Origin of the sequence: Candidatus Phytoplasma asteris (assembly GCF_038505995.1) — a bacterium.
Taxonomy (GTDB): Bacteria; Bacillota_I; Bacilli_A; order Acholeplasmatales; family Acholeplasmataceae; genus Phytoplasma; species Phytoplasma asteris.
In genome coordinates this window covers 745,711-772,691 of record NZ_CP128414.1, presented here as the reverse complement: position 1 = coordinate 772,691, position 26,981 = coordinate 745,711, and the positions used below count along the sequence as shown (strand labels likewise).

Genomic DNA, 26,981 nt, shown 5'->3' with positions numbered 1-26,981 from the left:
CTTTTTTGCTTTCACGTTTTTTCTAGAAAAAATAAAATTATTCAATAAAATAATAACATAAAAAGCCACAGTTTTTAGGAACAAAAAAATAACTTTTTCCTAACTTTGAAAAACCTTCTTTTTTAAAAAAGAAGGAACAATTTTAGGAAAAATTAACTTTTATTTTAATCTTTTTATAAGTTAGTTTTTTACAACTAAAAATTAATTTTTTTTAAAACTTAGGAACATTTTTTAAAACTTAAGAACATTTAAACCTATTTTTTCCTAACTTTTATTTTTATTTTATTTTTACTTTGTTATTGTTTTTTTATTCTAATTTATTGCTTTTTTTTCAAAAAAATATCAAAATATAACTTAAAAATGATAAAATAAATTTGTAATTGTTTTTAATTCTTTCAATTCTTTTTGGTTTATTTTTATTTTGAGTGTCTTTTTTAAAACATTTTTATTATTTTTGGACAATTTTTATAATCTTTTTTTACTTTTTTAATTAAGATCTATTAATTTCCTAAAACTTTTAAAATTTTCAAGTTTTTATTATATATCGCTATTTTAATTAAAAAAATAAACAAAAAAATTATTTTTCATATTACTAATTCTAATACTTTTTGCCTCTCTTTTTTTCTTTTTTGCTTCGCTATTATTTTTTCCTCCGATTCTTTTTATTTAAATTTATTTTTATTCTTATTTTAATCCCCCCCTTTTTTTTCTATTTCCATTTACATTTTTTTAATTCATATTCGTTTCATTTCACTTTTTTATTTACAACAAAATATTACAACATTACATAAAAACAAAGGATTAGTAAATTACAATGAAAATTTCTATCAAAGATATTTTCCAAAAACCAGAGTTATTTTATCAAAAAAAAATAGTATTAAATGGTTGGGTTAGAAATTGTCGTTATCAAAAAAAATTAATTTTTATCGATTTAAATGATGGTACTTTTCTGGAAAATTTACAAATTATTTGTAAAGAAACCAAAACCAAAAACATCGAAATCGCCGCCGAAATTACCGAATTTCATGAAAACCAAAAAGTCAACACCAACAACGAATCTCCAAATAACATTAATTTAGAAAAATTAAAAGAAATGTTGCAAATTGGGGCTTCTTTGCAAGTGGAAGGCATTCTAAAATCAACCAACAATCCCCAAACGCCTTTTGAAATTAGTGCCCAAAATGTTTCTCTTTTAGGCGCAAGTGATTTTTCTTATCCGCTTCAACCCAAAAAACATTCTAAGGCTTTTTTGAGACAAATATCTCATCTAAGAGTGCGCACCAAACTTTTTGGAGCAGTTTTTCGCATTAGAAATACCGCTTTTTTTGCCCTGCACAGTTTTTTTCAAAAAAAAGGTTTTTTTCACATCAACACCCCCATTATCACTGCTAATGATGGCGAAGGCGCGGGTGAATTATTTCAACTTACAACCCTTAATTTAGAAGCTTTGCCACAAACAAAAAACATTCCAAACGCTTTCAAACTTGCCGATGAGACTACCAGCAAAAATGAAATTGATTATCAAAAAGATTTTTTTGGCAAAAAAGTTTTTTTAACAGTAACAGGTCAACTAGAAGCAGAAGCGATGGCTTTGGGTTTGAATAAAGTCTATACTTTTGGTCCTACTTTTAGAGCTGAAAAATCAAATACTCCAAGACATGCTGCTGAATTTTGGATGTTAGAACCTGAAATGGCTTTTTGCAATTTATCTCAAAATTTAAAAGTCGCCCAAGAAATGTTACAATTTGTTATTGCTAAATGTTTAGAACAAAATTATCAAGATATAGAATTTTTGGATAAGACAGAAAAAAACGGTTTAATTGAAGAATTAAAAAACATCGCTGAGGAAAAAGAATTTTTGACAGTAAAATACGAACAAGCTTTAGAAATTTTGCAAAAAAGCAACACCAAATTTGAAAACCCCCTTTTTTATGGCGCTGATTTAGCAACCGAACACGAAAAATATTTAACCGAAACACATTTTAAAAAACCAGTTTTTATTGTTGATTGGCCCAAAGAAATTAAAGCTTTTTATATGAAAAATAATCCCGATCAAAAAACAGTAGCTGCGATGGATCTTTTAGTTCCTCGTGTTGGAGAATTAATTGGCGGATCGCAAAGAGAAGAAAATTTATCAGTTTTAATTGAAAAAATGAACCAAATGAAAATTCCTCAAAAAGATTTGGAATGGTATTTAGATTTACGCCGTTTTGGGGGATGCATTCATTCAGGTTTTGGCTTAGGATTTGAAAGACTACTAATTTTTTTAACAGGATTAGATAATATTCGTGATGTAATTGCTTTTCCAAGAACTTATCATAATTTAGTTTTTTAAGTTTAATTAATAGTATCGTTTTTTATTTATCAATTTACAAGAACTTTAAAACTTTTTAACCTTTTCTTAAATATTTTTTAACTCTAAAATGTTTTTCTAAAACATTTTTTTATTTTTTGTTGGGAATTTCGTTTTTACTTATTTTTAAAAACAAAAAAATTACAAAATCATATTTAATATTTTTTAACTATTAATTGTCAATATTTTTTTAAACATTTATAAAATTTTATAAAATTCAAAAAAGCAACCAAAAGTCCAAAAATAAAAAAATCACCAATAATTAAAAAATGATTAAATTCATCTAAAAGATAAAAACCAAAAATCAAAAAACCAAAAACAATAAAAAAAGTTAAAAATAATAAAATCAAAATAATAAAACCAAAACCAAATCAAACCAAACCAAAATCACAAACACAAACACAAAATTAAAAGCCAAAAAGCTAAAAATAAGGAATACAAAAAAATGGGTATAAAATTAGAACAAGTTTCTAAAATTTTCATCGATAAACAAACTAAAAAAGAAACTTATGCTGTAAAAAAAATTGACATCAACATTCCTAAAGGAAAATTGGTAAGTCTTTTAGGTCCTTCGGGTTGTGGCAAATCGACTACTCTTTACATGATTGCAGGGCTTCATCCTATTTCGGCTGGAAAAATATTTTTTGGCGACAAAGATGTCACTAACCTGCCTATTGAAAAAAGAGGTATTGGTTTAGTTTTCCAAAATTATGCTCTATATCCTCATATGACAGTTAGACAAAATATTTCCTTTCCACTGGAAAATCTAAAATTTGCGCGCGACATTATTGTGCAAAAAGTAGAAGAAATTGCCAAGTTAGTGGGAATTGCCGATCATTTAGACAAAAAACCTCAGCAACTTTCAGGCGGACAACAACAACGCGTAGCAATTGCAAGAGCCTTAGTAAAAGAACCTCAAGTTTTGCTTTTAGATGAGCCCTTATCCAACTTAGATGCAGGGTTACGCCTCAAAACTAGAGAAGAAATTAGAAGAATCCAACGAAAAACTGGAATCACTGCTATTTTTGTTACACACGACCAAGAAGAAGCAATGTCTATTAGTGATGAAATTTGCTTAATGAATAAAGGACAAATCCAACAAAAAGGCGCTCCTCAAGAAGTTTATGCCAATCCTAACAACTTGTTTGTTGCCAAATTTTTAGGCAATCCGCTTATCTCTATTTTTGAAGGAAAAATTACTTTTGGAAAAGTAACTATTGGAGATTCACTTCTTTTTGATTTTTCTTCTAACAAAACTTTAAAAAACCTAAATCAAGAAATCTATGTAGCCATTCGTCCCGAAGGTTATTGGTTTGACACAAACGGTAATTTTGAAATCGAACCTCTCTTTTTAGAAAATATGGGAAGAAACCTAATGATGTTAGCAAGACATCCGCAAGCTGTTAAAAACACTTTCCACCTTGTCTTTGATGAAAAAAGTAAAGATATTATTTTTCCCCAAGGATTTGTTGCCAAGAAAAAAATTAGATTCCAAATTAAAGAAAATAAGTGTTTTCTTTTTGATAAAAAAACCGAAAATAGGATTTTTTAAATGTCATTGCTAAAAAAACTTTTCCATCACAATTCCACTAAATATTCCAAACATAATCATTGGTATTATTTGGCGCCTGCCTTAATTCTTATGGTTTTATTTAATTTTTATCCTTTGGTAAAAACACTTTTTATTTCTTTGGATAGTAGATATAATAAATTTGCAGACACATTTTCTTATTCGTTTAATTTTTCCAATTACACTACTACTTTTTGTGATCCTGATTTTAGAACTGCTCTTTTTAACACTTTTTTACTGGTGTTTGTTGCTGTTCCTATTTCTATTTTTTTGTCTTTAATGATTGCCTTAGCACTTAACAGTGTTTATAATCGTTTTTTAAAAAATATCTTTCAAACCATTTTTTTCCTCCCTTATTTAACAAATCCTGTTATTATGGGAATGGTTTTTGCAGTCCTTTTTTATCACAATAGTTTTGGCATCCAAACGCGCCCCGAAGGTTTTTTTAATTCTTTTTTTGGGCTCCAACAAGATTGGATTAACATTTCAGCTCCTTATTCGTATAAAATGTTTGTTTTAATTTTTTATGTAGTGTGGAAATCCCTTCCCTTCCAAATTTTAATTTTTAGTGTGGGATTAAAAAACATTAGTAAAGATTATTACGATGCTGCCAGAATTGACGGCGCTTCTAAAATAACTATTTTTAGAAAAATTACTCTTCCTCTACTTGCTCCTACTATTTTTTATCAATTTATTATTGCAATAATTCAAGTTTTTAAAGAATATGAATCTGTTATTGGAGTTTTTGGTAATTCCGATATTACTAAGGTAAATACTGTGGTAGGCTATATTTATCAACAATTAGAAGGAACTTTAATGGATTCTTATTCCAGAGGCGCTGCAGCCACTGTTATTTTGCTTTTAATTTCTATTCTTTTTACTGCCATTAATTTTTTCTTTTTTGAAAAGAAATTAAATGAATAAAATAAATAATAAATAAGGATCGAACCTTGATAATTATGTCAAATTCAAATAATAAAACAAAAATCATTTTTGCCAAACTTAAAAAACATTTACCCAAAGTTTGTGCCACTTTTACCAAATACTTTTTTTTGTCTGTTTTTGCTCTTTTTTTGGCTATCCCTTTTTATTGGATGCTAAATTTAGCTCTACAAGACAATCCTGCTTGTCCTAGTTTTTTTCCTAAAGATTTGACGTGGAACAACTTCTCTTTTCTATTTACCCGTTATAGCTTGTTTTTGACTTTTTTTAAAACCCTTGCTGTTGTTTTTATCTCTACTGTTTTAGGTATTTTTGTCTCTGTTATAACTGCTTTTGCTCTTAGTATTTTAGAATTTAGAACTAAAAAAATTATATTAGGAGTCTTTCTAATCACCACTATGATAACTACTGAAAGTATGTTTTTAACTAACTATCAAACAGTTGCACGCCTAGGTTTTGTTGATTCTGGTCAAGGTACGCGCGTTTTTAGTGGCATTTATTTAGCAATGATTCTTCCCTTTCTAATCAATGTATTTCATATTTTTTTATTAATACAAAATATCAAAAAAATTCCCAAAGAACTCTATTTATCTGCCAAAGTTGATGGTAGTAGTGATTGGAAGTTTTTATACAAAATTTTAACTCCGCTTTTAAGAGATAACATCATTAATATCATTATTTTTAGAGCAGTTGCTGCTTGGAATGCTTATTTGTGGCCTGAACTTGTAGGCGGAAAATTGCTTACTAATGTGATTAGAAATATTTTTGACTCTGAAAAAAACCAAAATTTAGTCAATCAACAAATGGCAGCTACTGTTTTGATGACATTACCTTTAGTTTTGTTGTTCATTTTTTGTAAAAGATATGTTTTAGAAGGAAAATTAAACAGTGGTATCAAAGGATAAATTAAAAATCATTCATTTTTTTACTTGCTTATTTGTTATTTTAGCATTTATTGTATTATTTCCTAAAATTGATTCTAATGCTTTAAGAAATAACCATGAACAAGAATTAAATGAAATGCTTAACAAATATAAAGATAGCGAAGCATGGGAAAAATTTCTAGAAAAACCCATCGAAATTGTTTTTTGGCATCGTTTAGATCCTGAAAAAGAAAAAGGAAAACCAAAAACTGCTTTAGAAGAAATTATTGAAGAATTTAGAGAAAAATATCCCAAAATCAAAGTAAAAACAGAATATAAACCTAGTTGGAGTGGGATTGTAAAAAACATTAATGTAGCTCTTCCAGCCAACAACGAACCTCATTTAATTGTTTCTTATGCTGATCATTTAGTAAATTATTATGAATCAGGTAAATTAGTTCCCCTTGATGGATTTAAAGATCACACCAATGAAAAAATCAAATTAGACCCTTGTACAACAGATCCCCAAACAGAAAAAACATATTTTTATTCTAGTTTTGAAAATGAGGCTCAATTGCCTTTGGGTGATGAAAAAGAACCAGGGAAATGGTATTCCTTGCCATTTTCTAAATCTATTGAATTGATGTATTATAATCAAGATTATTTTAAACAATTAAAAGGCAAAATTCAAAAACAAAAAATCGAAATCGATTCCGATTTTGAATCTTGTTTTGACAATTATGATAACTCTAATTTTGAAGGCAAACTTAAAGATGGTATTACATGGGAACAAATGAAAAAGTTATGCAAAGTAATTAAACAAGTTGACTCTGAAAAAATCCCTATTTCTTATGATTCTGAATCTAATTTATTTATTATATCTTCCGAACAAAGAGGAATTGAATATACAACTTCACCAACTAAAAAAGATCCATCAAGTCGTGAAGTAGGAGTACGTTTTAATAATCCAGATGCTAAAAAAATGATTAAAGATTTTAAAAAATTTTATGATAAAAAATATTTAATTACTCGTAAATTATCTGGTGAAAGTTATACTACTCATTTATTTATGGATCAAAAAATTTTAATGGATATTTCTTCTTCTAATGGATTTGAATATGTTTCCAAAGCTCCATTTAAAGTAGGGATAACTTCGGTTCCTTATTGGAAAAAAGGAAAACAAGGTCCTGAGTCAGGCAAAAGAAAAGTTTTACAACAAGGTTCTAATATTAATTTATTTTATAAAAAAGATAAAGATGAAGTGCTTGCTTCTTGGTTGTTTTTAAAACATTTAACTTCTAAAGAAACAAACGAAAAATTACTCCAAAAACTTAGTCAATTTCCTACTCGTCCTTGTTATGATAAAAGCGCCCAACCAGAACAAACAAATTCTGAAAATCCTTCCAAAAATTCTAAAAATCCAGAAATAAATAAAGATATTTTTGACTTTATGAAAAGTGAAAGAAAAGAAGATGAAGAATCATCTCAAACAGGTAACCCCATTTATTTCTTTTCTCCCACTTTTAGAAAATCCCAGATGTCGCGTATAGTTGTAGAAAAATTAGTAATAGATTGTTTTTTAGATAAAGACTTAGACAAAAACATCGATACATTATTTAATGAAGCCCAACAAAAAGCAAACTCCTAAAAACTTATTAAAATTAACAAATTAAAGGAACATTATGAAAATTATTTACAATAAAATTAAAGCTTTTGAAACAATTATTATTCACGGACACATCAATCCAGATGGTGATTGTTATGGCGCTCAACTAGGTTTAAAAGATGCAATTACAGCAACTTTTCCCCAAAAAAAAGTCTATGCAGTAGGACAACAAAATCATTCTTTATCTTTTGTAGGTGTGATGGATGAAGTTTGTGATTCTTTGTACCAAAGCGCTCTTGCTATTGTTGTTGATTGCGGTCAAGAAAACAAAATTAGTGACCAAAGATTTAAATTAGCTAAAGATACAATTAGAATTGATCATCATTTATTAATGGATAATTACTGCAATTATCAATGGGTAGATGCTAATTATTCTTCTTGTTCTCAAATGATTTTTGAATTTAAAGAAAAATGCAATATGAAATTAACTCATAAAGGTGCTTTGGCTATGTATGTAGGTATGGTAACTGATACTGGTAATTTTTGTTTTGATAGAGTTGACCAAAACACTCTTAAAGCTGCTGCTTCCTTGCTTGCTTTTGACCTTGATGTATCACAAATTTTTTTTCATCTTAACAAAGAAACTCTTACCTTGTTTCAATATAAAGCCTATATTTATCAAAATGTAGTTACTTCCCAAGGATTTGCTTACGTTTTTATTTCTCAAGAAACATTGAAAAAATTTAACTTACATATTGACGTTGCTGCAAGTTTGGTTAATATTTTGGGTCATTTAGAAAATCATCCAGTTTGGGCTTTTTTCTTAGAACAACCAGATTTAACAATTAGAGCTCGCATTCGTTCTCGTGGTCCTGAAATTAACTCCATTGCTAGACAATTTAAAGGCGGAGGTCACCTTAGAGCTTGTGGCGCTACTTTAAATAACAATCAAGAAATGACTTTTTTCATAGCTCAAATAAAAGACTCAATTAAAGCTTTTGAAACCAAATCCCAAGACAAAAATCCAAAACTAATTAAAAATTAATTAACAATAAAATTAATAAATTCAATAAATACACATATAAAAAAATCTCCAATAACCAATAATAAAATTAACCAAATAAAACTTTTATTTTGATAATTCTTTTTCCCTTTCCTTTCGGTTGTAAATTATTTTCATATTATAAATGATAAATATCAATTTAAAACAACATTCAATAAATGAAAAGATTACAAAAATCATAAAGAAAGGAGCCCCCAATAAATGTTTTTTGATACTATTGCTGCTATTTCAACTCCTTTAGGAACAGGAGGAGTTAGTGTAATTAGGGTTTCTGGCAACAATTCTATTGCAGAAATAAATAAAATTTTTAAAGGCAAAGACCTTACCAAAACCAAAACACACACCATTACTCACGGTTTTATCCTCAACAAAAACCAAACTATTTTGGATGAAGTTTTGATTTCTGTTTTTAAAACTCCTAATTCTTTTACTGGCGAAAATGTTGTAGAAATTAATGCTCATGGCGGTATTTTAATTACGCAAATGGTTTTAGAAAGAGTTTTGTCATTAGATATTAGGTTGGCTTTTCCAGGCGAATTTAGCCAAAGAGCCTATCTTAATGGAAAAATGGACCTCATTCAAGCTGAATCCATTATGGACCTAATTCATGCGACTAATGAAAATGCCATTAAAATTGCTCATTCTGGTTTGCAAAAATACACTTCTCAATTAGTGACTTCTTTGCGCGACCAAATCCTTAATTTAATTGCTCAAATTGAAGTTAATATTGATTATCCTGAATATGATGACATTCCTCAAATCACCCAACAAAAAATTGCTTTGGAAGTTAAAAGTTTAATCAAGCAATTAGAAAATATTTTGAACCACTCCCATAAAAATAGATATCTTAAAGAAGGAATAAAAACTTTAATTGTTGGACGTCCCAATGTTGGTAAATCAAGCCTTCTTAATGCTTTTTTAAACGAAACCAAAGCTATTGTTTCTGATATTTCAGGCACTACCAGAGATTTTGTTGAAGCTTATTTTAATTGTCAAGGTATCACCCTTCATTTAATTGATACTGCAGGCATTCGTAAAACTGATGATCCCATTGAAAAAATAGGAATTTTAAGAACAGAAAAAATGCTTTTACAAGCAGAATTAATTTTATTAGTTTTAGATCAAAACAATCATTTGCAAGAAGAAGATATCCAACTTTTGCAATTAACCAAAAACCATCCGCGCATTATTATAGGAAACAAAGCGGATTTGAAAAGTGATAAATTAATTTCTTCTCTTTCCAACAACTCTTCCCAATTAGCCCCACAAGAAATTATTTCAGTTTCGAGTTTGGATAAAACAGGGTTTTTAGAGTTACAACAAACAATTTTAAAAAAATTCCAATTAAATGATATCCAGCCCAAAGATTTTAATTATTTTTCTAATGCAAGACACATTAATCAAATCCAAATTGCTCTTCGATCTTTCCAAGATTTGCAACAAGCCCTTTTGCAATCAATGCCAATCGATATTTATTCTATTGATCTTACTAAAGCTTATCAAGCGTTAGGACAAATTATAGGTGATAATCAAGAAAATAGTTTAATTAAAGAATTGTTTTCTAAATTTTGTTTAGGAAAATAAAAGAAACCCAAAAAATAAGAAAATATCAAGAAAAACCCCCCAACCAACATCATTTTAACTAAACTAATATTTTAACAAATACAAAGAAAGGAACAAATATGAAATTTATTGAAACCCAAATTAAAACCTTTGATACTATCATTATTCACGGACATAAAAATCCTGATGGTGATTGTTATGGTTCTCAACTAGGTTTAAAAAATATGATTCAAAATACCTTTCCTCATAAAAATGTTTATGTGGTGGGGCAAACCAAAAACCATTTAACTTTTTTGGGTCAAATGGATGAAATACCAGATGAAACTTACCAAAATGCTTTAGTAATTGTAGTTGACTGCGGTACTACTCAAGCCATCAGTGACCAAAGATTTAAATTGGGAAAAGTCGTTATTCGAATTGATCATCATATTTTAATCGAAAATTATGGTAATTATCAATGGGTTGATGATTCTTTTGGTTCATGCTCCGAGATGATTTACTTGTTAAAAGAAAAACTCAATTTAAACCTAACTTTTAAAGGTGCTTTGGCTATTTATGTTGGTTTAATTACAGATACTGGTAATTTTAGGTATCATAGAGTAAGTGCCCAAACTTTAAGAATTGCCTCAGAATTACTTAATTATGGTATTGATGTTGCTTTGGTGGAACAAAATATCAATAAAGTAACACTTAATTTTTTAAAATATCAAGGATATATATGTCAAAATATTATTGCTTGTGACGGATTTGCCTATGTTTATGTGAATCAACAAATCATTGAACAATTCAACATTACTTTAGAAGAGGTTTTTTTGTCGATTAATATTTTATCTAATATTAAAAATTTTCCCTTTTATGCTCTTTTTTTTGAACGTCCTGATTCTAAAATTCAAGTGCGTATTTGTTCTAACGGACCGCAAATATATCATATTGTTCAAAAATATGGTTGTAAAGGTCACCTAAGAGCTTGCAGTATGTTTTTGCCATCCGAAAAAGAAATTTTGCCTTTTGTTGCTACAATAAAAAAAGAAATTGCACCCTTTTTCAAAACCACTTAAAAATTTAGATTCCAAATAATAAATACCAATCAACTAATTACTAAAAAAAGACTCCCTTTTTCTTGTGATTTGTGTTATAGTTATGATATATGTTATTTAATTTTTTAGTATAAAACAAACATTATATCACACATTATTATTTATATAAAATTTTTTGCCCTTTATTATTTTTTATCCTCCATTATCTTTGTTTTTCCCCAATTTTTTAAAAGATCAAAAAAATAAAAACTACAAAAGAAAGGGTTTTTATGATTAAAATCAGCTTTTTTGACAACCAAATACAAGAATTTATTTCAGGTATAACTCCTTTGTCAATTTGGAAAAAACACTTATCTACACATTTCAAAAAACCAGTTGCAGCCCTTTTCAACGACCAACCAATCGAACTTGATTTTCCTTTGAAAGAAAACGGCAATTTAGAAATTTTAACCGAATCTGATCCTAAATCTTTGGAAGTTCTTAATCACAGCACCTCTCACCTTATGGCGCAAGCCGTTGCAAGACTTTATCCAGGTGCCCTTTTTACAGTAGGACCTGCCATTAAAGAAGGATTTTATTATGATATTGATTTTCAAAATCACACCATTTCGGAAAAAGGTTTTCTTGCCATTGAAAAAGTAATGCATCAAATTTCTTTGGAAAACCACCCCATTACAAGAGAAGAAGTTTCTTTCGAACAAGCCCAAAAATTATTTGCTTGCAACCCTTATAAACAAGTTTTGCTGGAAAAATTTCGCGACCAGACTATCAGTATTTATCGTCAAGGAGAATTTTTTGATCTTTGCCGCGGCGGTCATGTAACCAAAACAAGCCTTATTAAACATTTTAAACTTTTAAAAATATCAGGAGCTTATTTTCAAGGAGATGCCAAAAACAAAACTTTGACTCGCATCTATGGTACTTCTTTTTTCAAAAAAAAAGCGCTTGCGGACCACTTGCAACTTTTGGAAGAAAGAAAAGAGCGCGACCACAAAAAACTTAACAAAGAACTAGATTTATTCATGTTTAATAAAGAAGTTGGTTTGGGACTTCCCTTTTGGCTTCCTAAAGGAGCTACTGTAAGGCGCATCGTTGAAAGATATATTGTTGACAAAGAATTAAGTTATGATTATCATCATGTCTATACGCCCATTATGGCAAATACTGAACTTTACCGTATTTCTGGACATTTGGACCATTATGCTTCTAATATGTTTCCCATCATGACTTTGGAAAATGGTGAAAAACTAGTTTTAAGACCAATGAATTGCCCCCATCACATGATGATTTATAAAAAAACTCCTCATAGTTATAAGGAATTGCCTTTGCGTATTGCTGAATTAGGAATGATGCATCGGTTTGAAAAATCAGGAGCTGTTTCTGGTTTACAAAGAGTAAGAGAAATGACTCTTAATGACGCTCATATTTTTGCCTGTCCTGACCAAATCAAAGAAGAAATGAAAAAAATTATTAATTTAATTTTAGAAGTTTATCGTGATTTTAATATTAAAAATTATGAGTTGCGCCTAAGTTATCGTGACCCTAATGACACAGAAAAATATTTTAATGACGATCAAATGTGGCATCACGCTGAAAAAACCCTCAAAGAAACTATTCAAGAATTGAGCCTACCCTTTAAAGAAGCCATCGGAGAAGCTGCCTTTTATGGTCCTAAATTAGATGTGCAAGTGTTTACTGCCCTAGGCAACGAAGAAACATTATCAACAGTACAACTTGATTTTTTGCTCCCTCAAAAATTTGATCTTACTTTTATTGGAGAAGACAACAAACACCATCGTCCTGTTGTCATTCACCGCGCAGTTGTTTCTACTATGGAAAGATTTTTAGCGCATTTAGTAGAAGAAACAAAGGGTGTTTTTCCTTTATGGTTTGCTCCTGTACAAGTGCTTTTAATTCCTGTGTCTGCTCCTCTACATTTGGAATTTAGCCAAAAAATTAAAGAAATGTTACAATTACAAAATTTCAGAGTAGAAATTAATTCCAAAGATACTACTTTGGGTTATAAAATTAGAGAAGCACAAAAATTAAAAATTCCTTATCAAGTTGTAATTGGCGACAACGAAATGACTAACAATTTAATTACTTTTAGAAAATATGGCTCTCACCAACAAACCACAATTAAAGTTGATGAGTTTGTTTCTTTATTAAAAGACCAAGTTTTGCAAAAAAAATAACATCTTAATTGCCAAAATCCCCCCAAAAACTATTGACAAACCGCACTTTTTATTATATAATTATTACGGTATTGTTATTGTTTTATTTTATAATATTCAAAATACAATTATAAAAATTATCAAAGATTTTGTAATAATCTTATGATATTAACGTGAAAAGAAGAGTTTTCTCTCGCCTGATTAACAATTAGTTTTTAGGCAAATGGCACATAAACATTTAATTTTTTTGTAAAAAAAATGCAAAAAACATTTAGTGTTAGTTATTTTAGAGAAGAGAAATGTTCATTGGGCGTTTCTCTTTTTTTATTTTATTTTCTCTTTTTGCCTTGTTTCATTTTCATGTTATGTCATTTCATTTCATTTCATTTTTACAAAATAACCCTAAACCTAAAGGAGGTTTTAAATATTAAAATCAACAAATTTAAAAAAAGTTCCAATTCTGATTTATATAATGAAAATATCCCACAAGGAAAATACCTCATTATTGATGAAAAAGGCGAACAATTAGGTGTTTTTGACCAAAAAGAAGCTTTAAAATTATCAGAACAAAAAGAAATTGATATTGTAGTGGTAAACGCAGATGCCTCACCGATGGTAGCGCGACTAATGAATTATCAAAAACATCGTTATAACCAACAAAAAAAACTTCGTGAAGCCAAAAAGAAAACCCAAATTATTGTTTTAAAAGAAATTCGCCTCAATCCTACCATTGATAAAAATGATCTAAATACTAAAATTAAACAAGCTCAAAAATTTTTAAAACAAGGCGATAAAGTAAAAGTTAGTATGCGTTTTCGTGGTCGTATGATTAATAATTTTCAATTAGGAGAAACAGTTTTTAAACAAGTTATGCAAGATTTGAAAAACCTATCTCAAATTGAGACTCCTTTAAAATTACAAGGCAATCAACTAACAGCAGTTCTGTCCCCTTTAAAATAACCCTTAAAGGTTATGAATGGTATTGGAATGGATGAAAAATTACCCAAAACAAAACGCGACTCAACCAATTTACAAACCAAAAATATTTTTTTGCACCCAATTAAAAATTAAAAATAAATAAAATAAGAAAGGATGATTAAAGTGATTAAGAAAAAATCCCACAGCGGGCTTAAAAAACGAATTAAAATTTCTAAAAAGAAAAAATTATTAAGAGGCCACGCCTACAAAAATCACCTTGCAGCTTCCAAAACTACTAAACAAAACCGCCAACTAAGAGGAGTTACTTGTGTTAAACTTTGTGATTACAACAGAATCAAAACTCTTATTAGAGGATTATAGAAAGGAAAAAGAATATGGCAAAAATTAGTTTTACTCCTGCAAGACACCGTCGTCGCAAAAAAGTTTTAAAAATGGCAAAAGGATATTTTGGTTCCAAAAGCACTCTTTACAAAACAGCTCACGAGCAAGTAATGCGCTCTTTGCAATACGCTTATAGAGACCGCAAACAAAGAAAAAGAGATTTTCGTAAATTATGGATCTCCCGTATTAACGCTGGTGCTATGTTATGCGGCATGCAGTATTCTCGTTTAATGCACGGACTTGCTTTGGCAAAAGTAGATGTTAATCGTAAAGTATTAGCAGATTTAGCACACTTACACCCAGAAACTTTCGCACAATATGTTCAATTAGCAAAAGAAGCCTTAGTGCAATTTCAACAAACATTAAAACAAAAAGAAGCACAAGTAAATAAATTACAAGAAGAACAATTAAACCAACTTGCACAAAAAGAAGAAAAACCATCTCAACTTGAAAAAACCCCAAAAACACAAACCACTCAAGAAAAATTAGAAGAAGCAAATTCGCCAAAATTAGAAAAAAAAGAATTAAAAGAAAATGCTCCTAAATTAGAACAAAAAGAACCCACTCAAACAAAAGAGCAAGAACAAACACAAGAATTACAACAAGAAAAAACAGAACCAACCAAAGAACAAACTGAACAAACTCAAAATTTAGAAGCTAAACCTTCTTTACAAGAAAAAACAGTTGAATCTGTAAAAGCTGTTGAAGTTTTGCAACAAGAAACACAACCACAACCCGAAGAAAAAACTTCTCTACAACCTGAAAAAGTTTTATCTACTGAACTTTCTGAGGAAAAATGCGATGATACTTTGGAAACAAAACCACAAACTACCCAAGTTAAAGCAAAAAAACCTTCTTTAGATTTATCTAAAATGTTGCTTCATGAGTTAAAAAAATTAGCTAAAGAACACAAAGTTCCTAATTTTCATAAACTTAAAAAAGCCGAAATTCTTACAGCTTTAAAAAAAGCTCTTGCTAAAAAAATAATTTAAAAATTTCAAAATACGTATTTTCATGATTTTTCATTTTTTAATTTTAAACTTGATTTGTATGTTTTTTCATGAATAATTATTTTTTAATTTTTTCATTTTACAATAATTAGAAAAAATAAAATAGGAGTTATATAATATAATGAATCAAATGAAACAAAAACGTTTACAAGGATTTTACTCTTTATTATTGGCAACTTTTTTCCTTTTGGTAGCTGGATGTTGTTTTTTTGACCAAACTTTCCAACTTGGAAGTCTGAAATTCCAACTAGGATTATTTTTCTTAGGTGTCCTTTTATCGCTATTTACTTATTTAGTAGTTTTTAAAAAATACAAAAAAACTTTATCCAAGCTTCGTTTTTTCTTTGCCCTAGAAGCTTTTGTCTTTGTTTTTGTCATTGTTACTGCCTTTTTTTTACCAGGATTAGGTTTTTTAAATATTGATGATTTAAAAACCAAAAACCCTTTAGTTGGTAAACTTTTAACTTTTAACTATTGTTTATCATTGATGTTTGTTCTTCACAGCTTCATCAATTTAAATATTAATTATTTCAAGAAACAAAACTTTTCATTTTTCATTTTATATCTTTTAATGTTTGGATTTGGTTGTTTCGGATTAGGTAGCAATTTATTTGAAAACTTAAAAGATATCATTTTAAAATCATTTGCTGTTTTATCTTTAATGCACAGTATTTATCTTACATTTACAGGAATTAAACAATTCCAAACCGCTAGTTTACACGAATCCAAAAAGGAGAATGAAAATGAGTGATTTAGTTTCTTTATTAAAAGATTTAACAATGTTAAATGGTATTCCAGGTCAAGAAAAAGCAGTTGCTAATTATGTAGTTGACAAAATCAAAAACCAAGTAGACTCCATCGAATATGATAATTTAGGCTCTGTGATTGCTTGTAAAGGAAAAACAGGACCTCGCATTATGTTTGCAGGACATTTGGATGAAATAGGCTTAATAGTTAAGCAAATTACTCCAGAAGGTTTTATCAAATTCCAAACTCTTGGTGGTTGGTTTTCTCAAGTGATGCTTGCTCAAGTTTGGCAAATTCACACCGATAAAGGTGTTCTTAAAGCAGTTACTGGTTGCAAACCTCCGCATGTAATGTCTTTTCAAGAGCGCAATCAAGTTATCAACACTTCTTCTATGTATTTAGATATTGGAGTTGCCAACAAAGAAGAAGCCTTAAAATTAGGCGTTCGCGTTGGTGATATGGTAACTCCTTATATAGAATTCAGCACGCTTGGTAATTCTGATTATCTCCTTGCAAAAGCCTTAGATAATCGCGTGGGAGTTGCAATTGTGATGCAAGTTTTAGAAAATGTCAATCCTACTACCAATCAATTTTTTGGTGTTTTTACTACCCAAGAAGAAGTAGGACTACGCGGAGCTCAAACCAGTGCTCACAAAGTACACCCTCAAATTGCTATTGCTGTTGATACTGGTATTGGAAATGATGTTCCAGGGGGCGAAAAAGAAGGGCACACTCTAGGAAAAGGTCCTCAAGTTTTAGTTTATGATGGGGGCTTAGTCGCTCACAAAGGATTGCGTAATTTTGTCCTTAAAATCGCTGCCCAAAACAATATCCCTGTGCAAGAAATAAGTGGCAGTGGTGGTAGAACTGATGCTGCAACTATGCATTTAGTGCGCGAAGGAGCCGCTTCCTTATCTTTTGGCGTTCCTGTACGCTACATTCATTCCCACACTTCTGTAGTTCACAAACAAGACATCATAAACACTGTTAAACTTTTAACTTTGTTAGTAAATCAATTAGACGAAAAAAAAGTTAACGAAATTTTATTTCAATAAAAACACTTCCAAAATTAAATAATTTCTCATTGGCAAACTAAATTATTTGAATAAAATATTTTAGTTTGTTTCTTGTAAATAGGCACCTTTTTATAACTTACAATCAAAATAACTCCATTTCAGACCACCTTATTTTGCAAACTTACACACCAACCCACAAGCAAATAATTTACTTTTATTTTTATTTTGGCAAATGCAACAATTAAAAAAAGATTTTTTTAGTATAATATTATTAAGCAATTATTGCTTTTTTGAAGGAGAAATAAAAAAATGGTTTTTGAAAAAATTAAAGCTTTAATTGCCACCCAATTATCTTTAGACGCTTCTACAATTACTTTAGACACTCGTTTTAAAGAAGATTTAGGACTTGATTCGCTAGACGCTTTAGAACTAGTTATGGAAGTAGAAAAAACATTTCAAATCAACATTAGTGATGCAACTTTACAAAATTTTAAAACCGTTCAAGATATCGTTTTTTACATCACCAAAAACACCCCTTAAACTAACTAATTTTCTTTTTCAATCATTTTCACAATTAATTTAAATTTATTCCCACATTATAACACATTATAAAAGTTAAAACAAATATAGAAGGCTTTCGAGTATGACAAAATTAATTTATGATTTTAAACAAATAGAACATAAATGGCAACTTTATTGGCAACAAAATAAGGTGTTCAAAACTCAAGATAACTTTTCACAAAAGAAATTTTATTGTCTTGATATGTTTCCTTATCCTTCTTCTGAAGGGCTTCATGTAGGCCATATTGAAGGTTATACTGCAAGCGATATTATGAGTAGGTTCAAACGCATGCAAGGTTTTAATGTTTTGCATCCTTTTGGTTGGGATTCATTTGGGCTGCCTGCCGAACAATATGCTTTGCAAACAGGCAAACCCCCCCGCACTTTTACTTATGAAAACATCAATAATTTTAAAAAACAAATTCAAAGTATTGGTAAAAGTGTTGATTGGGATAGAGAACTTGCCACCTCAGATCCTTATTTTTATTCCTGGACTCAATGGATTTTTAAAAAACTTTACGAAAAAGGACTAGCAGTTCTCAAAAATACAGAAGTAAATTTTTGCCCTAATTTAGGAACAGTGCTTGCTAATGAAGAAGTAATTTCTAATGAAAAAGGGATGTTTTCTGAAAGAGGCAATCATCCAGTTGTTAAAAAAAAGATGAAACAATGGGTTTTAAAAATAACTCAATATGCAGACAGACTTTTAGACGACCTTAATTTAGTTAATTGGCCTTTAAATGTGAAAGAAATGCAAGCTAATTGGATTGGCAAAAATCAAGGTGCAATCGTCTCTTTTCCAGTTTCTGATCAAAAAATAACTTTAAAAACTTTCACCACTCGCCCTGATACTCTTTTTGGTGTAACTTTTTTAGTAATAGCGCCCGAACACGAATTAGCCTTACAACTCACCAAACCCGAATACCAACAAGCAGTTAACAATTATTTGGAATTAACCAAACAAAAAAAAGACTTAGAAAGAGACATCAATAAAGACAAAACAGGTGTTTTTACGGGTAGTTTTGCAATTAATCCTTGCAATAACACCAAAATTCCTATCTGGATTGCTGATTATGTCCTTCCTCATTATGGCACAGGTGCTTTAATGTCTGTTCCTTGTCATGATCAAAGAGATTTTGAGTTTGCTCAAAAACATGGTCTAAAAATGATTCAAGTTATAACTCCCCCGTCTTCTGATTTGGAAAATCCTACCGCCAACCAAACCAACCCTCCCTTAACTGAAGCTTATACGGGAGAAGGCATCCACATCAATAGTGATTTTTTAAATGGTCTTAATAACGAACAAGCCAAAACTAAAATGTTGCAATTTTTAGAAAAAAATAATCAAGGGTACTCTCATTATACTTATAAATTGCGTGATTGGGTCTTTTCGCGCCAACGATATTGGGCAGAACCCTTCCCCATTTATTATGATGACACCAACAATAAAATTTATACTGATAGCGACGCAAACTTGCCCATAGAACTTCCTTTTTTGGAACAAATCAAACCATCAGGCACAGGCGAATCACCTCTCTCCAAAGCCCATTTTTGGCTATATTTTGAAAAAGATGGCAAAAAATATCGCAGAGATTCTAACACTATGCCACAACTTGCAGGTAGTTCTTGGTACTATATTGGCTATATTTTGAAAAATTATTTGGGTCTAATCCCATTAAATACCACCAAAGCAAAAGAACTACTTGACTATTATTTGCCAGTAGACTTATACATTGGAGGAACAGAACACGCTGTTGGTCATTTACTTTATGCACGTTTTTGGCATAAGTTTTTATACGATCTGGGTTTAGTTTCTACCAAAGAACCTTTTCAAAAATTAGTTAATCAAGGTATTATTTTGGGAAATGATCACACTAAAATGTCTAAATCCAAAGGCAACGGCGTAAGTTCTTCTTTAATGCTTGCACGCTACGGCGCTGATGTACTGCGAATTTATATCATGTTTATGGGTCCGTTAGAAGATATTAAAAGTTGGTGTGAAAAAGGTTTCAAAGGAATACAACGTTTTTTAAATAGAGTTTATCAAATGTTTTCTTTTGCAATGCCAAATGATTTTGAAACTTCTCTAAACGCTATTTATCATCAAACCATTTTTCAAACAACCCAAGATTATGAAAAATTGAAATTCAATAAAGTTATTAGTCAATTAATGATTTTTGTCAATCAAGTTTATAAACATCAAAAAATAGGCAAAAAACAAGCACAGACCTTTTTGCAACTATTAAATCCGATTGCTCCTCACTTGACAGAAGAAATTAATCAAACTATTTTGAAAAATAACAACCAACTAGTTGCTTTAACTTGGCCTTTGCATGATAAAACTCATTTAGAACAACTGCAAGTAAAAATTATTGTTCAAGTAAATAGTAAATTAAGAGCTGTTTTGGAACTTCCTTGTGATTTGTCTTCAGAACAAATTAAAACTCTAGCTTTGCAAGATGCAAAAGTTAATAAGTTTGTATGCCATAAAAACATTCAAAATATGATTTATATTCCCAATAAATTATTAAATATTATTGTTAATTAATCAATATTAACATCAATATTAATTTTTGGTGGCAATTGTTTATTTTAATCAAAACCACTTTTAATTTTAATCTTCAATTTTTAAAATTATTTAAGCACAACTAATATTATTAAGCACTTTCACAAAATTTAATAAAAAAGGTAAGTTAACATGAAATTAAATAAAAAAGGACTTTTAATAGTTCTTTCAGGACCTTCAGGAGTTGGCAAAGCCACTGTGAGAAAAGCTTTGTTTGAAATGACTAATCATAATTTTGTGTATTCTGTTTCTGCTACTACCAGAAAACCGCGACCAGGTGAACAAGACGGTCAAGATTACCATTTTCTAACTAAAGAAGAATTTGAAAAAGGGATTGAAAATAATTGTTTTTTAGAATGGGCTAAATTTATTGATCATTATTATGGAACTCCTAAAAAGCAAATTCAAGATTTTTTAAAACAAGGAAAAGAAGTGTTTTTAGAAATTGAAGTTGAAGGAGCCACTCATTTAAGAAAAAAGCGTATGCCAAACACAGTTTTTATTTTTTTGGTTCCGCCTGAAAAAAAAGCTCTCTACGATCGTTTAAAAAAACGCGGCACTGAACAAGAAGCAAATATTGCAAAACGAATTGCCAAAGCCAATAACGAGTTTCACTTAGCTCACAAATACGATTATATTGTAGTAAATGATGAAGTGGCTAATGCTGCTGACCGTATTATTGCAATTATTAGAGCAGAACATGCCAAAACGAAACGCAGTATTCGTAATTATTTAAAAATATTGGAGGATAATGGTTATGCAGAACAATAGTAAAACAAATAAAAAAAAATACAATAAGGAAGGTTTGATCTATCCTTCGATTGATAAATTGTTGGATCAAATTAATTCCAAATACAAATTAGTTCATATTGCAAGCAAAACTGCTCATGTGATAGAAGCTCAAAAAAAAGAATTGCCTGAACTTGTGTGTAATAAAGTAGTTGGTAAAGCTTTGGAAGAAATTATTAATGATAAAGTTAAATTTGTCTTTAAGTAATTAATATTTAGGTACCATTTCACAATTGATAAAATAAGTTAAATTACAAATAATATTGTGTAATTTAACTATTTTTTTTATAATTGCAATTCATCTCACCTTCCTTTTATTTTTCCACCATTTATTATTTTTAATCACATTTTTTAACTTTGCAAGCGAGGTAAAATCCATGAATAAAACACATTTTAACCACATTTCAGTTCTCAAACAAGAAGCCATAGATTTTTTAAAAATAAAGCCCGAAGGTATTTATGTAGATGCCACTTTAGGACAATGTGGGCATACTATAGAAATTGCAAATCTTTTGCAACAAGGGTTTTTATATTCTTTTGACCAAGATGTAGAAGCTTGCACAAACGCTAAAAAAATCTTGCCCCCACATTTGCCAATTGAAATAATTCATAGCAACTTTTCGCATTTAAAAACCCAATTAGCACAACGAAATGTTTTTCAATTAGATGGTATTTTATTTGATTTAGGGCTATCTTCTTGTCAAATTGACAATCCCCAAAGAGGATTTAGCTATTTGCACAACACTCCTTTAGATATGAGAATGAATGTTAATCAAACAATTACTGCACAATATATTTTAAATAATTACTCCTTTGTACAATTAAAAAATATTTTTAAGGTTTATGGTGAAGTTAAAAATGCTGCTTTGGTTGCCTTAGAAATTATTAAACAAAGACCTTTGTGCACATCTTATGATTTGGTTGCCATCACTGATCGATTTTGCAATCGCCAAAAAGGACATAGTGCTAAAAAAATATTTCAAGCATTGCGTATCGAAGTTAACCAAGAATTAGAATCTTTAAAACAAGCCTTGGAACAAAGTCTTGATTTGTTAAAACCCAATGCCAGGATAGTAGTTATTAGTTTTCATTCGTTAGAAGACCGCATTGTTAAACATTTTTTTAAAAAACATAGTACTTTTGTTTTGCCTAAAAAATTGCCTATTATAATTATGCCCCAAACTCCTTTAAGTATTATTACTAAAAAAGCTTTTTTGCCAAGTGAGGAAGAAATGCAAAATAATTCGCGTAGTATTTCTGCTAAACTGAGGGTAGCTGTCAAAAATGGTTAGTTATCTAAATAAATGAAATAGTTAGCGCGCCTCCTCTAAATATCACCTTTTGCCTCCCAAAACCCCTCTAATTTTGATAAAATATAATATGTGTTATAGCTTTTATTTACACATATTTTCAAGTTGTTTGCCCCAACCAAAACATTAGATGGAGGTTTTTTGTGGTTAAAACAAAAGCAACAACACAAATTTTAATTAATGAAAAAAGAAATAGAAAATTTTTATTAGAAGGAAACTTATGGAAAGTAATTTTTTATTTTACCTTTCCTATCATTATTTATTGGATTTTTCAAAATGCATCAGATGCTATTGATCTTTTTATTTTAAAAAGAAATCAAATTTCAGATAATCAACTTACCTTTGTAAGTCGCGTACATATATTTAAAGGTATTCTTGTTCCTTTTGGTATTTCTATTGCCACAGGAGGAGTTATTTTAGTAGGGCGTGCTTATGGACAAAATAATATTAATAAAATGCACCTTTATTTGGCAAAAACGTTTGTTCTTTCCATTTTAACTGGCTTTATTTTGGTCTTTTTATGCATTTTTGTTTTTAAAAGTTTCATTGCAACTAATATTTTAAAAATTAGTCAAAATGCAATTGAAAACAATGAAGGTATTAAATATTATAATCTTATTATATTGTCGCTTGTTTGTATCATTATAAATACAGTTTTTTTAAGTTTGGAGCGTGCCAAAGGTAATAACAAAATTGCTCTTTTTTTAAATATTTTAAACGCTTCTGCTAAAATTATTTTTTCTTTTGTTCTTTTTCATTATTGGAATTCTTCCATGGTTTCTTTGGCTTTGGCTACTTTGATTTCTAACGGAATTGTTACTTTATTTGCTTTGTGGTTTTTATTTTTTGACAGCAAAAATCCCTTCCGTATTATTTTATCCAAAATCAGTTTTGATAAAGAATTTTTGAAAAAACTTTCTAAATTAGCTATTCCTGTTTGTGCTAGTATTAGTATTTATAGTGTTGGCAAATTAATTGTAAGTATCATTGTTAAAGAATGGTACGGTGATCCTCAAGGAATTAGTAGTTCCCAAATTGGAGCTAATTTAGCCTTAGCAGTAACTATTAATAATGTCTTTTATAATGCACTTAACTCTTTTTCTGATTCCCAAAATGCTATTATATCTCAAAATTTAGGTCATAACAATCTTAATAGAGTCTTTGAAGCATTCAAAAAAATTATTTTTTGTATGTGTATTTTGGCTTTAATAGGTTCTTTGATTAATATTTTTGGTTATAAGTTAATTTTGCCATTATTTCATGATAGTCCTTGGGAAAAGATTCCTAGTTTGGAACAAGATGCTTTCCGTACATTATTATTTTTTGAAACTACTAGCTTATGGTTATCGTGTGGTTCTATTATTATGTTTAATTTTTTATTAGCTTTTAAACGCGTAGGACCTTCGGTTTATCTGAATTTTTTAAGAACTTTAATTCGTATCTTTTTTATTGTTCTTTTTTCCAAACACTTTTTAAATCAAGGTGTAATGGGAGTAGGTTTGAGTATTTTTCTTAGTAATTTTATTTGTTTTATCATTACATTATTAATTTTTGCAACTTTTTATCTTAAATTAAAACGTGATAAAACATTTGAACAAGATTAAATATTTTATATATTGTAATAACTTTTATATTGATAATTATTTAATAATAAGAGATTTTATTATACTCAAATAAAATATTTCCAAATTTAACACTCTTTTAAATTATGTTTTGAATCTCAATATGTAAATAAAAAACCACCCTAAAAGGGTGGTTTTTTTGTCTTTGTGCTGTCTTTTATAATGAGGTTAATAAAGTAAATTATTTATTAAAAGATTTTGTGTTTTTCTTTTTGTCTTTTAGTTTGGGGTTTTTGGGACTTTGTAAAAGTCTTAATCCATTGAAAATAACTAAAAGTGTGCTTCCTTCATGGCAAGTGACTGCCCAAGGTAAATTCATGTCTCCAAAAAGATTACAAAGATTCAAGATACAAACTACTACCATAGCAAAAATAATATTTTGCCAAATGATTTTGCGTAGTTTGACAGCTACTTGGTGAGTATAGATAATTTTTGATAAATCGTTTTGCATTAAAACTGCATCTGCTACATCCATTGCCACATCAGCACCGTTTTGCATCGCAATTCCTACATCAGCAGCTGTAAGGGCAGGAGCATCATTGACACCATCACCTACCATTACTGTAGTGCCTTTTTCTTTTTGTAGTTCTTGAACTTTTTCTAGTTTATAGGCAGGTAGAATATCTCCCCAAGCTGCTTTGAGATGAAGTTTTTTTTGTAAGATGTAAGCGATTTGTTGGGTATCTCCTGTAATTACTGCAGTATAGATGTTTTTATGGTTGAAGTATTGCATTAAATGATAAGCTTGAGGACGTAATTTATCCAAAAGAGCTAAAGCCATAACAATGTGATTATTACAACTAAAATAAACGATGGTTTTGCCTTCGGATAAAAATTTTTGCGTTTGGGCTTGTAAAGATGCACAGATTGGAGTTTGGGTAAAAGCAGTAGCTTTGGCAATTTTATAATGATTGTTTTGATAAAAAGTTTCAAGGCCGATGCCAACTGAGCTAGTAATTTCCATTTGGAGGTGAGATTTGTGGTGGAAATGGTTTTTAATAGCTAGTGCTAAAGGATGGTTGGATTTTTGTTCCATCCCTAATAATATATCTAAATATTTGTGATACTTTTCTTCAGAGATTTCGGGGGATACATAAACATCAGTTACTTGAGGTTTGCCTTCGGTAAGGGTGCCTGTTTTGTCGCATGAAAAAGCTTTGATATCTGCCATTTTTTCCAAAGATCTGCCGTTTTTGAATAAAATCCCTTTTTTAGTGAGGTTAGAAATAGCTGCAAGAGTGGAAGGAATGTCAGCTGCAGCTAGGGCACATGGAGATGATACAGTTAAAAAAATCATTGTTTTGTGTAGCCAAGTGCTAAATTCGAAATTGGGATTACTTGGTCCAGTAAAATGTAGTATTCCTGCAAGACCAAGGACAACAACAACTGTTGCCATAACGGTTTTTACATAAATTGGTTCTATTTTTTTAATTAAAGTAGCAGTTTTGGAAATATTGTTTTGGGTTTGGCTTACTAATCTTACAATTTGGGCAAAAACAGTCTTTTCGTTAGTAGCTGTGACACGCATAACAAAATGGTTGCTGCCGTTAATGGTGCTGCCGTAGACAAAATCGCCTGGTTGTTTGTCACAAGGAATGCCTTCGCCTGTAATGTTAGCTTCGTTAATGTTGGGATTGCCCGAAACAATGACGCCGTCAGTAGGGATTTGGTCGCCTGGTAAAATTAAGACTAAATCATTGATTTTGAGTAGTTTGGAAGGAATAATTTCAGTACTGCCGTCTTCTTTTTGTAATCTTGCTTCTGCTACTTGAAGCTTTAAGAGATTTTTGATTTCTTTTTGACTTTTTGCCTCAACGTATTCTTCTAAAAAAGAAGCTCCTGAAAATATGACAATTAATAAAATGCCGTCGTTGTAGTTTTTCAAATATAAAGCTCCCAAAGCCGCTAAAGTCATTAAAATATGAATGTTGGGAGTGAATTTTTTAAATTTGCAAGTATCTTGCCAAGTTTCTATAAAGCCTTCTAAAATAACATGATAGCCGATTAAAAATAAAAGTGACAAAGAAACAAGAACTAATACTAGTGTGTTTGTGCAATTGTGAGAATGCAAATATAGAGCAAATAAACTATATAAAAATGTTCCTATAACAAAACAAATTAATGGTTTTTTATCGTTGTGTTCGTGATTGTGGATGGATGAAGAATTGCTGCAACAAGACAAATTTTTGTACCTCTTTGCTTAATTTTTTTGGATAAATATAATTGTAAATATTTTAGTAATGTAAAGTATGTTTGGAAAAAGTGTTAATGGATGAGTTGTTTGTTAGTTTTGGGTTTTTAGTTTCGCATTTGCAAAATTTTTTTAATAAAATGGCGTTTTGAATTCAAAACATGTAAAAAAAATTCCAAAAAAATCTGGAATTTTTTAAAGTTAATAATTATTAATTTTCAGAATTTTGAGAAAAATCTTCTTCTTGTGGAGGGTTATCTAGCAAATCTTGGTATTTGTTTTTGATGCAATTTTCAATTAGTTGACGGGTTTCTGAATTGATGGGATGAGCGATATCTCTAAAGTTGCCTTTGGAAGTTTTTCTACTTGGCATAGCAATAAATATACCTCTTTCTCCTTCTATAATTCTGATGTCATTAACTACAAATTGGTTTTCAAAAGTGATTGAAGAAACTCCTCTTAATCTACTTTCACCGTTGATTTTTCTAATTTTTACATCGGTAACTTTCATTTCTTAAGCCTCCAGTTTTGCTTCATTTTATATTAAATGCTAAATTATTATTCGTTATTTATTATGAATTATTTATGGTTTGTGTAATGATACAAATTAAAAATTACAAATAAAATATAAATAATAATTGGATGCAGTTAATATTTTAATGGTTTTTTTATTTAAAA

Annotated in this window: 22 protein-coding genes; 20 read left to right on the top strand and 2 right to left on the bottom strand. The window is 29.6% G+C overall.

What is annotated here, in order from left to right:
- The first annotated feature begins 814 nt into the window (after nucleotides 1–814).
- The 20 genes from asnS (at nucleotide 815) to QN326_RS04005 (ending at nucleotide 24,094) form a co-directional block, all read left to right on the top strand.
- Nucleotides 815–2,335: an asparagine--tRNA ligase gene (asnS, locus tag QN326_RS04105; protein ID WP_034172028.1), complete on the top strand. Its 1,521-nt coding sequence runs from the start codon at nucleotides 815–817 to the stop codon at nucleotides 2,333–2,335.
- 463 nt (nucleotides 2,336–2,798) lie between these two features.
- The gene (locus QN326_RS04100) at nucleotides 2,799–3,905 is read left to right on the top strand and encodes an ABC transporter ATP-binding protein (protein ID WP_034172159.1); all 1,107 of its coding nucleotides are present in this window, start codon (nucleotides 2,799–2,801) and stop codon (nucleotides 3,903–3,905) included.
- The gene (locus tag QN326_RS04095) at nucleotides 3,906–4,847 is read left to right on the top strand and encodes a carbohydrate ABC transporter permease (protein ID WP_034172160.1); all 942 of its coding nucleotides are present in this window, start codon (nucleotides 3,906–3,908) and stop codon (nucleotides 4,845–4,847) included.
- A 35-nt stretch (nucleotides 4,848–4,882) separates the two neighbouring features.
- On the top strand, nucleotides 4,883–5,770 hold the full coding sequence (locus QN326_RS04090; protein WP_342386563.1) for a carbohydrate ABC transporter permease: 888 nt from the start codon (nucleotides 4,883–4,885) through the stop codon (nucleotides 5,768–5,770).
- Nucleotides 5,754–7,376: an extracellular solute-binding protein gene (locus tag QN326_RS04085; protein WP_011161091.1), complete on the top strand. Its 1,623-nt coding sequence runs from the start codon at nucleotides 5,754–5,756 to the stop codon at nucleotides 7,374–7,376. Before QN326_RS04090 ends, QN326_RS04085 begins: the two co-directional genes overlap by 17 nt.
- A gap of 34 nt (nucleotides 7,377–7,410) precedes the next feature.
- Nucleotides 7,411–8,379, top strand: coding sequence for a DHH family phosphoesterase (locus QN326_RS04080; RefSeq protein ID WP_011161090.1), 969 nt, complete (start codon nucleotides 7,411–7,413; stop codon nucleotides 8,377–8,379).
- Nucleotides 8,380–8,598: 219 nt separating this feature from the next.
- Complete coding sequence (mnmE, locus tag QN326_RS04075; RefSeq protein WP_011161089.1) at nucleotides 8,599–9,981, top strand: tRNA uridine-5-carboxymethylaminomethyl(34) synthesis GTPase MnmE; 1,383 nt, start codon at nucleotides 8,599–8,601, stop codon at nucleotides 9,979–9,981.
- 98 nt (nucleotides 9,982–10,079) lie between these two features.
- Nucleotides 10,080–11,018, top strand: coding sequence for a DHH family phosphoesterase (locus tag QN326_RS04070; protein WP_011161088.1), 939 nt, complete (start codon nucleotides 10,080–10,082; stop codon nucleotides 11,016–11,018).
- Between the two features lie 248 nt (nucleotides 11,019–11,266).
- A complete protein-coding gene (gene thrS / locus QN326_RS04065; RefSeq protein ID WP_034172163.1) occupies nucleotides 11,267–13,192 on the top strand; it encodes a threonine--tRNA ligase in 1,926 nt (641 codons plus the stop codon).
- A 285-nt stretch (nucleotides 13,193–13,477) separates the two neighbouring features.
- Nucleotides 13,478–14,131: a translation initiation factor IF-3 gene (infC, locus tag QN326_RS04060; protein ID WP_342386562.1), complete on the top strand. Its 654-nt coding sequence runs from the start codon at nucleotides 13,478–13,480 to the stop codon at nucleotides 14,129–14,131.
- Nucleotides 14,132–14,263: 132 nt separating this feature from the next.
- On the top strand, nucleotides 14,264–14,470 hold the full coding sequence (gene rpmI / locus QN326_RS04055; protein ID WP_011161085.1) for a 50S ribosomal protein L35: 207 nt from the start codon (nucleotides 14,264–14,266) through the stop codon (nucleotides 14,468–14,470).
- Between the two features lie 14 nt (nucleotides 14,471–14,484).
- Nucleotides 14,485–15,483, top strand: a complete 999-nt coding sequence (gene rplT, locus QN326_RS04190; protein WP_425323427.1) for a 50S ribosomal protein L20 — start codon at nucleotides 14,485–14,487, stop codon at nucleotides 15,481–15,483.
- A 139-nt stretch (nucleotides 15,484–15,622) separates the two neighbouring features.
- Nucleotides 15,623–16,252, top strand: coding sequence for a hypothetical protein (locus tag QN326_RS04040; RefSeq protein WP_342386561.1), 630 nt, complete (start codon nucleotides 15,623–15,625; stop codon nucleotides 16,250–16,252).
- Nucleotides 16,245–17,303 (top strand): M42 family metallopeptidase, encoded by a 1,059-nt coding sequence (locus tag QN326_RS04035; RefSeq protein ID WP_034172166.1) that lies wholly within the window; start codon nucleotides 16,245–16,247, stop codon nucleotides 17,301–17,303. The genes QN326_RS04040 and QN326_RS04035 overlap by 8 nt, the downstream gene beginning before the upstream one ends.
- A gap of 270 nt (nucleotides 17,304–17,573) precedes the next feature.
- Nucleotides 17,574–17,804: an acyl carrier protein gene (gene acpP, locus QN326_RS04030; RefSeq protein WP_011161081.1), complete on the top strand. Its 231-nt coding sequence runs from the start codon at nucleotides 17,574–17,576 to the stop codon at nucleotides 17,802–17,804.
- Nucleotides 17,805–17,907: 103 nt separating this feature from the next.
- Nucleotides 17,908–20,373, top strand: coding sequence for a leucine--tRNA ligase (gene leuS, locus QN326_RS04025; protein ID WP_034172167.1), 2,466 nt, complete (start codon nucleotides 17,908–17,910; stop codon nucleotides 20,371–20,373).
- A 150-nt stretch (nucleotides 20,374–20,523) separates the two neighbouring features.
- Nucleotides 20,524–21,162, top strand: coding sequence for a guanylate kinase (gene gmk / locus QN326_RS04020; protein ID WP_034172168.1), 639 nt, complete (start codon nucleotides 20,524–20,526; stop codon nucleotides 21,160–21,162).
- Nucleotides 21,143–21,388, top strand: coding sequence for a DNA-directed RNA polymerase subunit omega (locus tag QN326_RS04015; protein ID WP_342386560.1), 246 nt, complete (start codon nucleotides 21,143–21,145; stop codon nucleotides 21,386–21,388). Before gmk ends, QN326_RS04015 begins: the two co-directional genes overlap by 20 nt.
- A gap of 169 nt (nucleotides 21,389–21,557) precedes the next feature.
- The gene (gene rsmH, locus QN326_RS04010; protein ID WP_342386559.1) at nucleotides 21,558–22,472 is read left to right on the top strand and encodes a 16S rRNA (cytosine(1402)-N(4))-methyltransferase RsmH; all 915 of its coding nucleotides are present in this window, start codon (nucleotides 21,558–21,560) and stop codon (nucleotides 22,470–22,472) included.
- Between the two features lie 161 nt (nucleotides 22,473–22,633).
- Nucleotides 22,634–24,094 (top strand): MATE family efflux transporter, encoded by a 1,461-nt coding sequence (locus tag QN326_RS04005; RefSeq protein ID WP_034172170.1) that lies wholly within the window; start codon nucleotides 22,634–22,636, stop codon nucleotides 24,092–24,094.
- Between the two features lie 199 nt (nucleotides 24,095–24,293).
- Here QN326_RS04005 and QN326_RS04000 read toward each other — a convergent pair whose 3' ends face one another.
- On the bottom strand, nucleotides 24,294–26,294 hold the full coding sequence (locus QN326_RS04000) for a heavy metal translocating P-type ATPase (RefSeq protein ID WP_342386558.1): 2,001 nt from the start codon (nucleotides 26,292–26,294) through the stop codon (nucleotides 24,294–24,296).
- 220 nt (nucleotides 26,295–26,514) lie between these two features.
- The gene (gene spoVG, locus QN326_RS03995) at nucleotides 26,515–26,814 is read right to left on the bottom strand and encodes a septation regulator SpoVG (RefSeq protein ID WP_034172172.1); all 300 of its coding nucleotides are present in this window, start codon (nucleotides 26,812–26,814) and stop codon (nucleotides 26,515–26,517) included.
- Nucleotides 26,815–26,981: the final 167 nt, after the last annotated feature.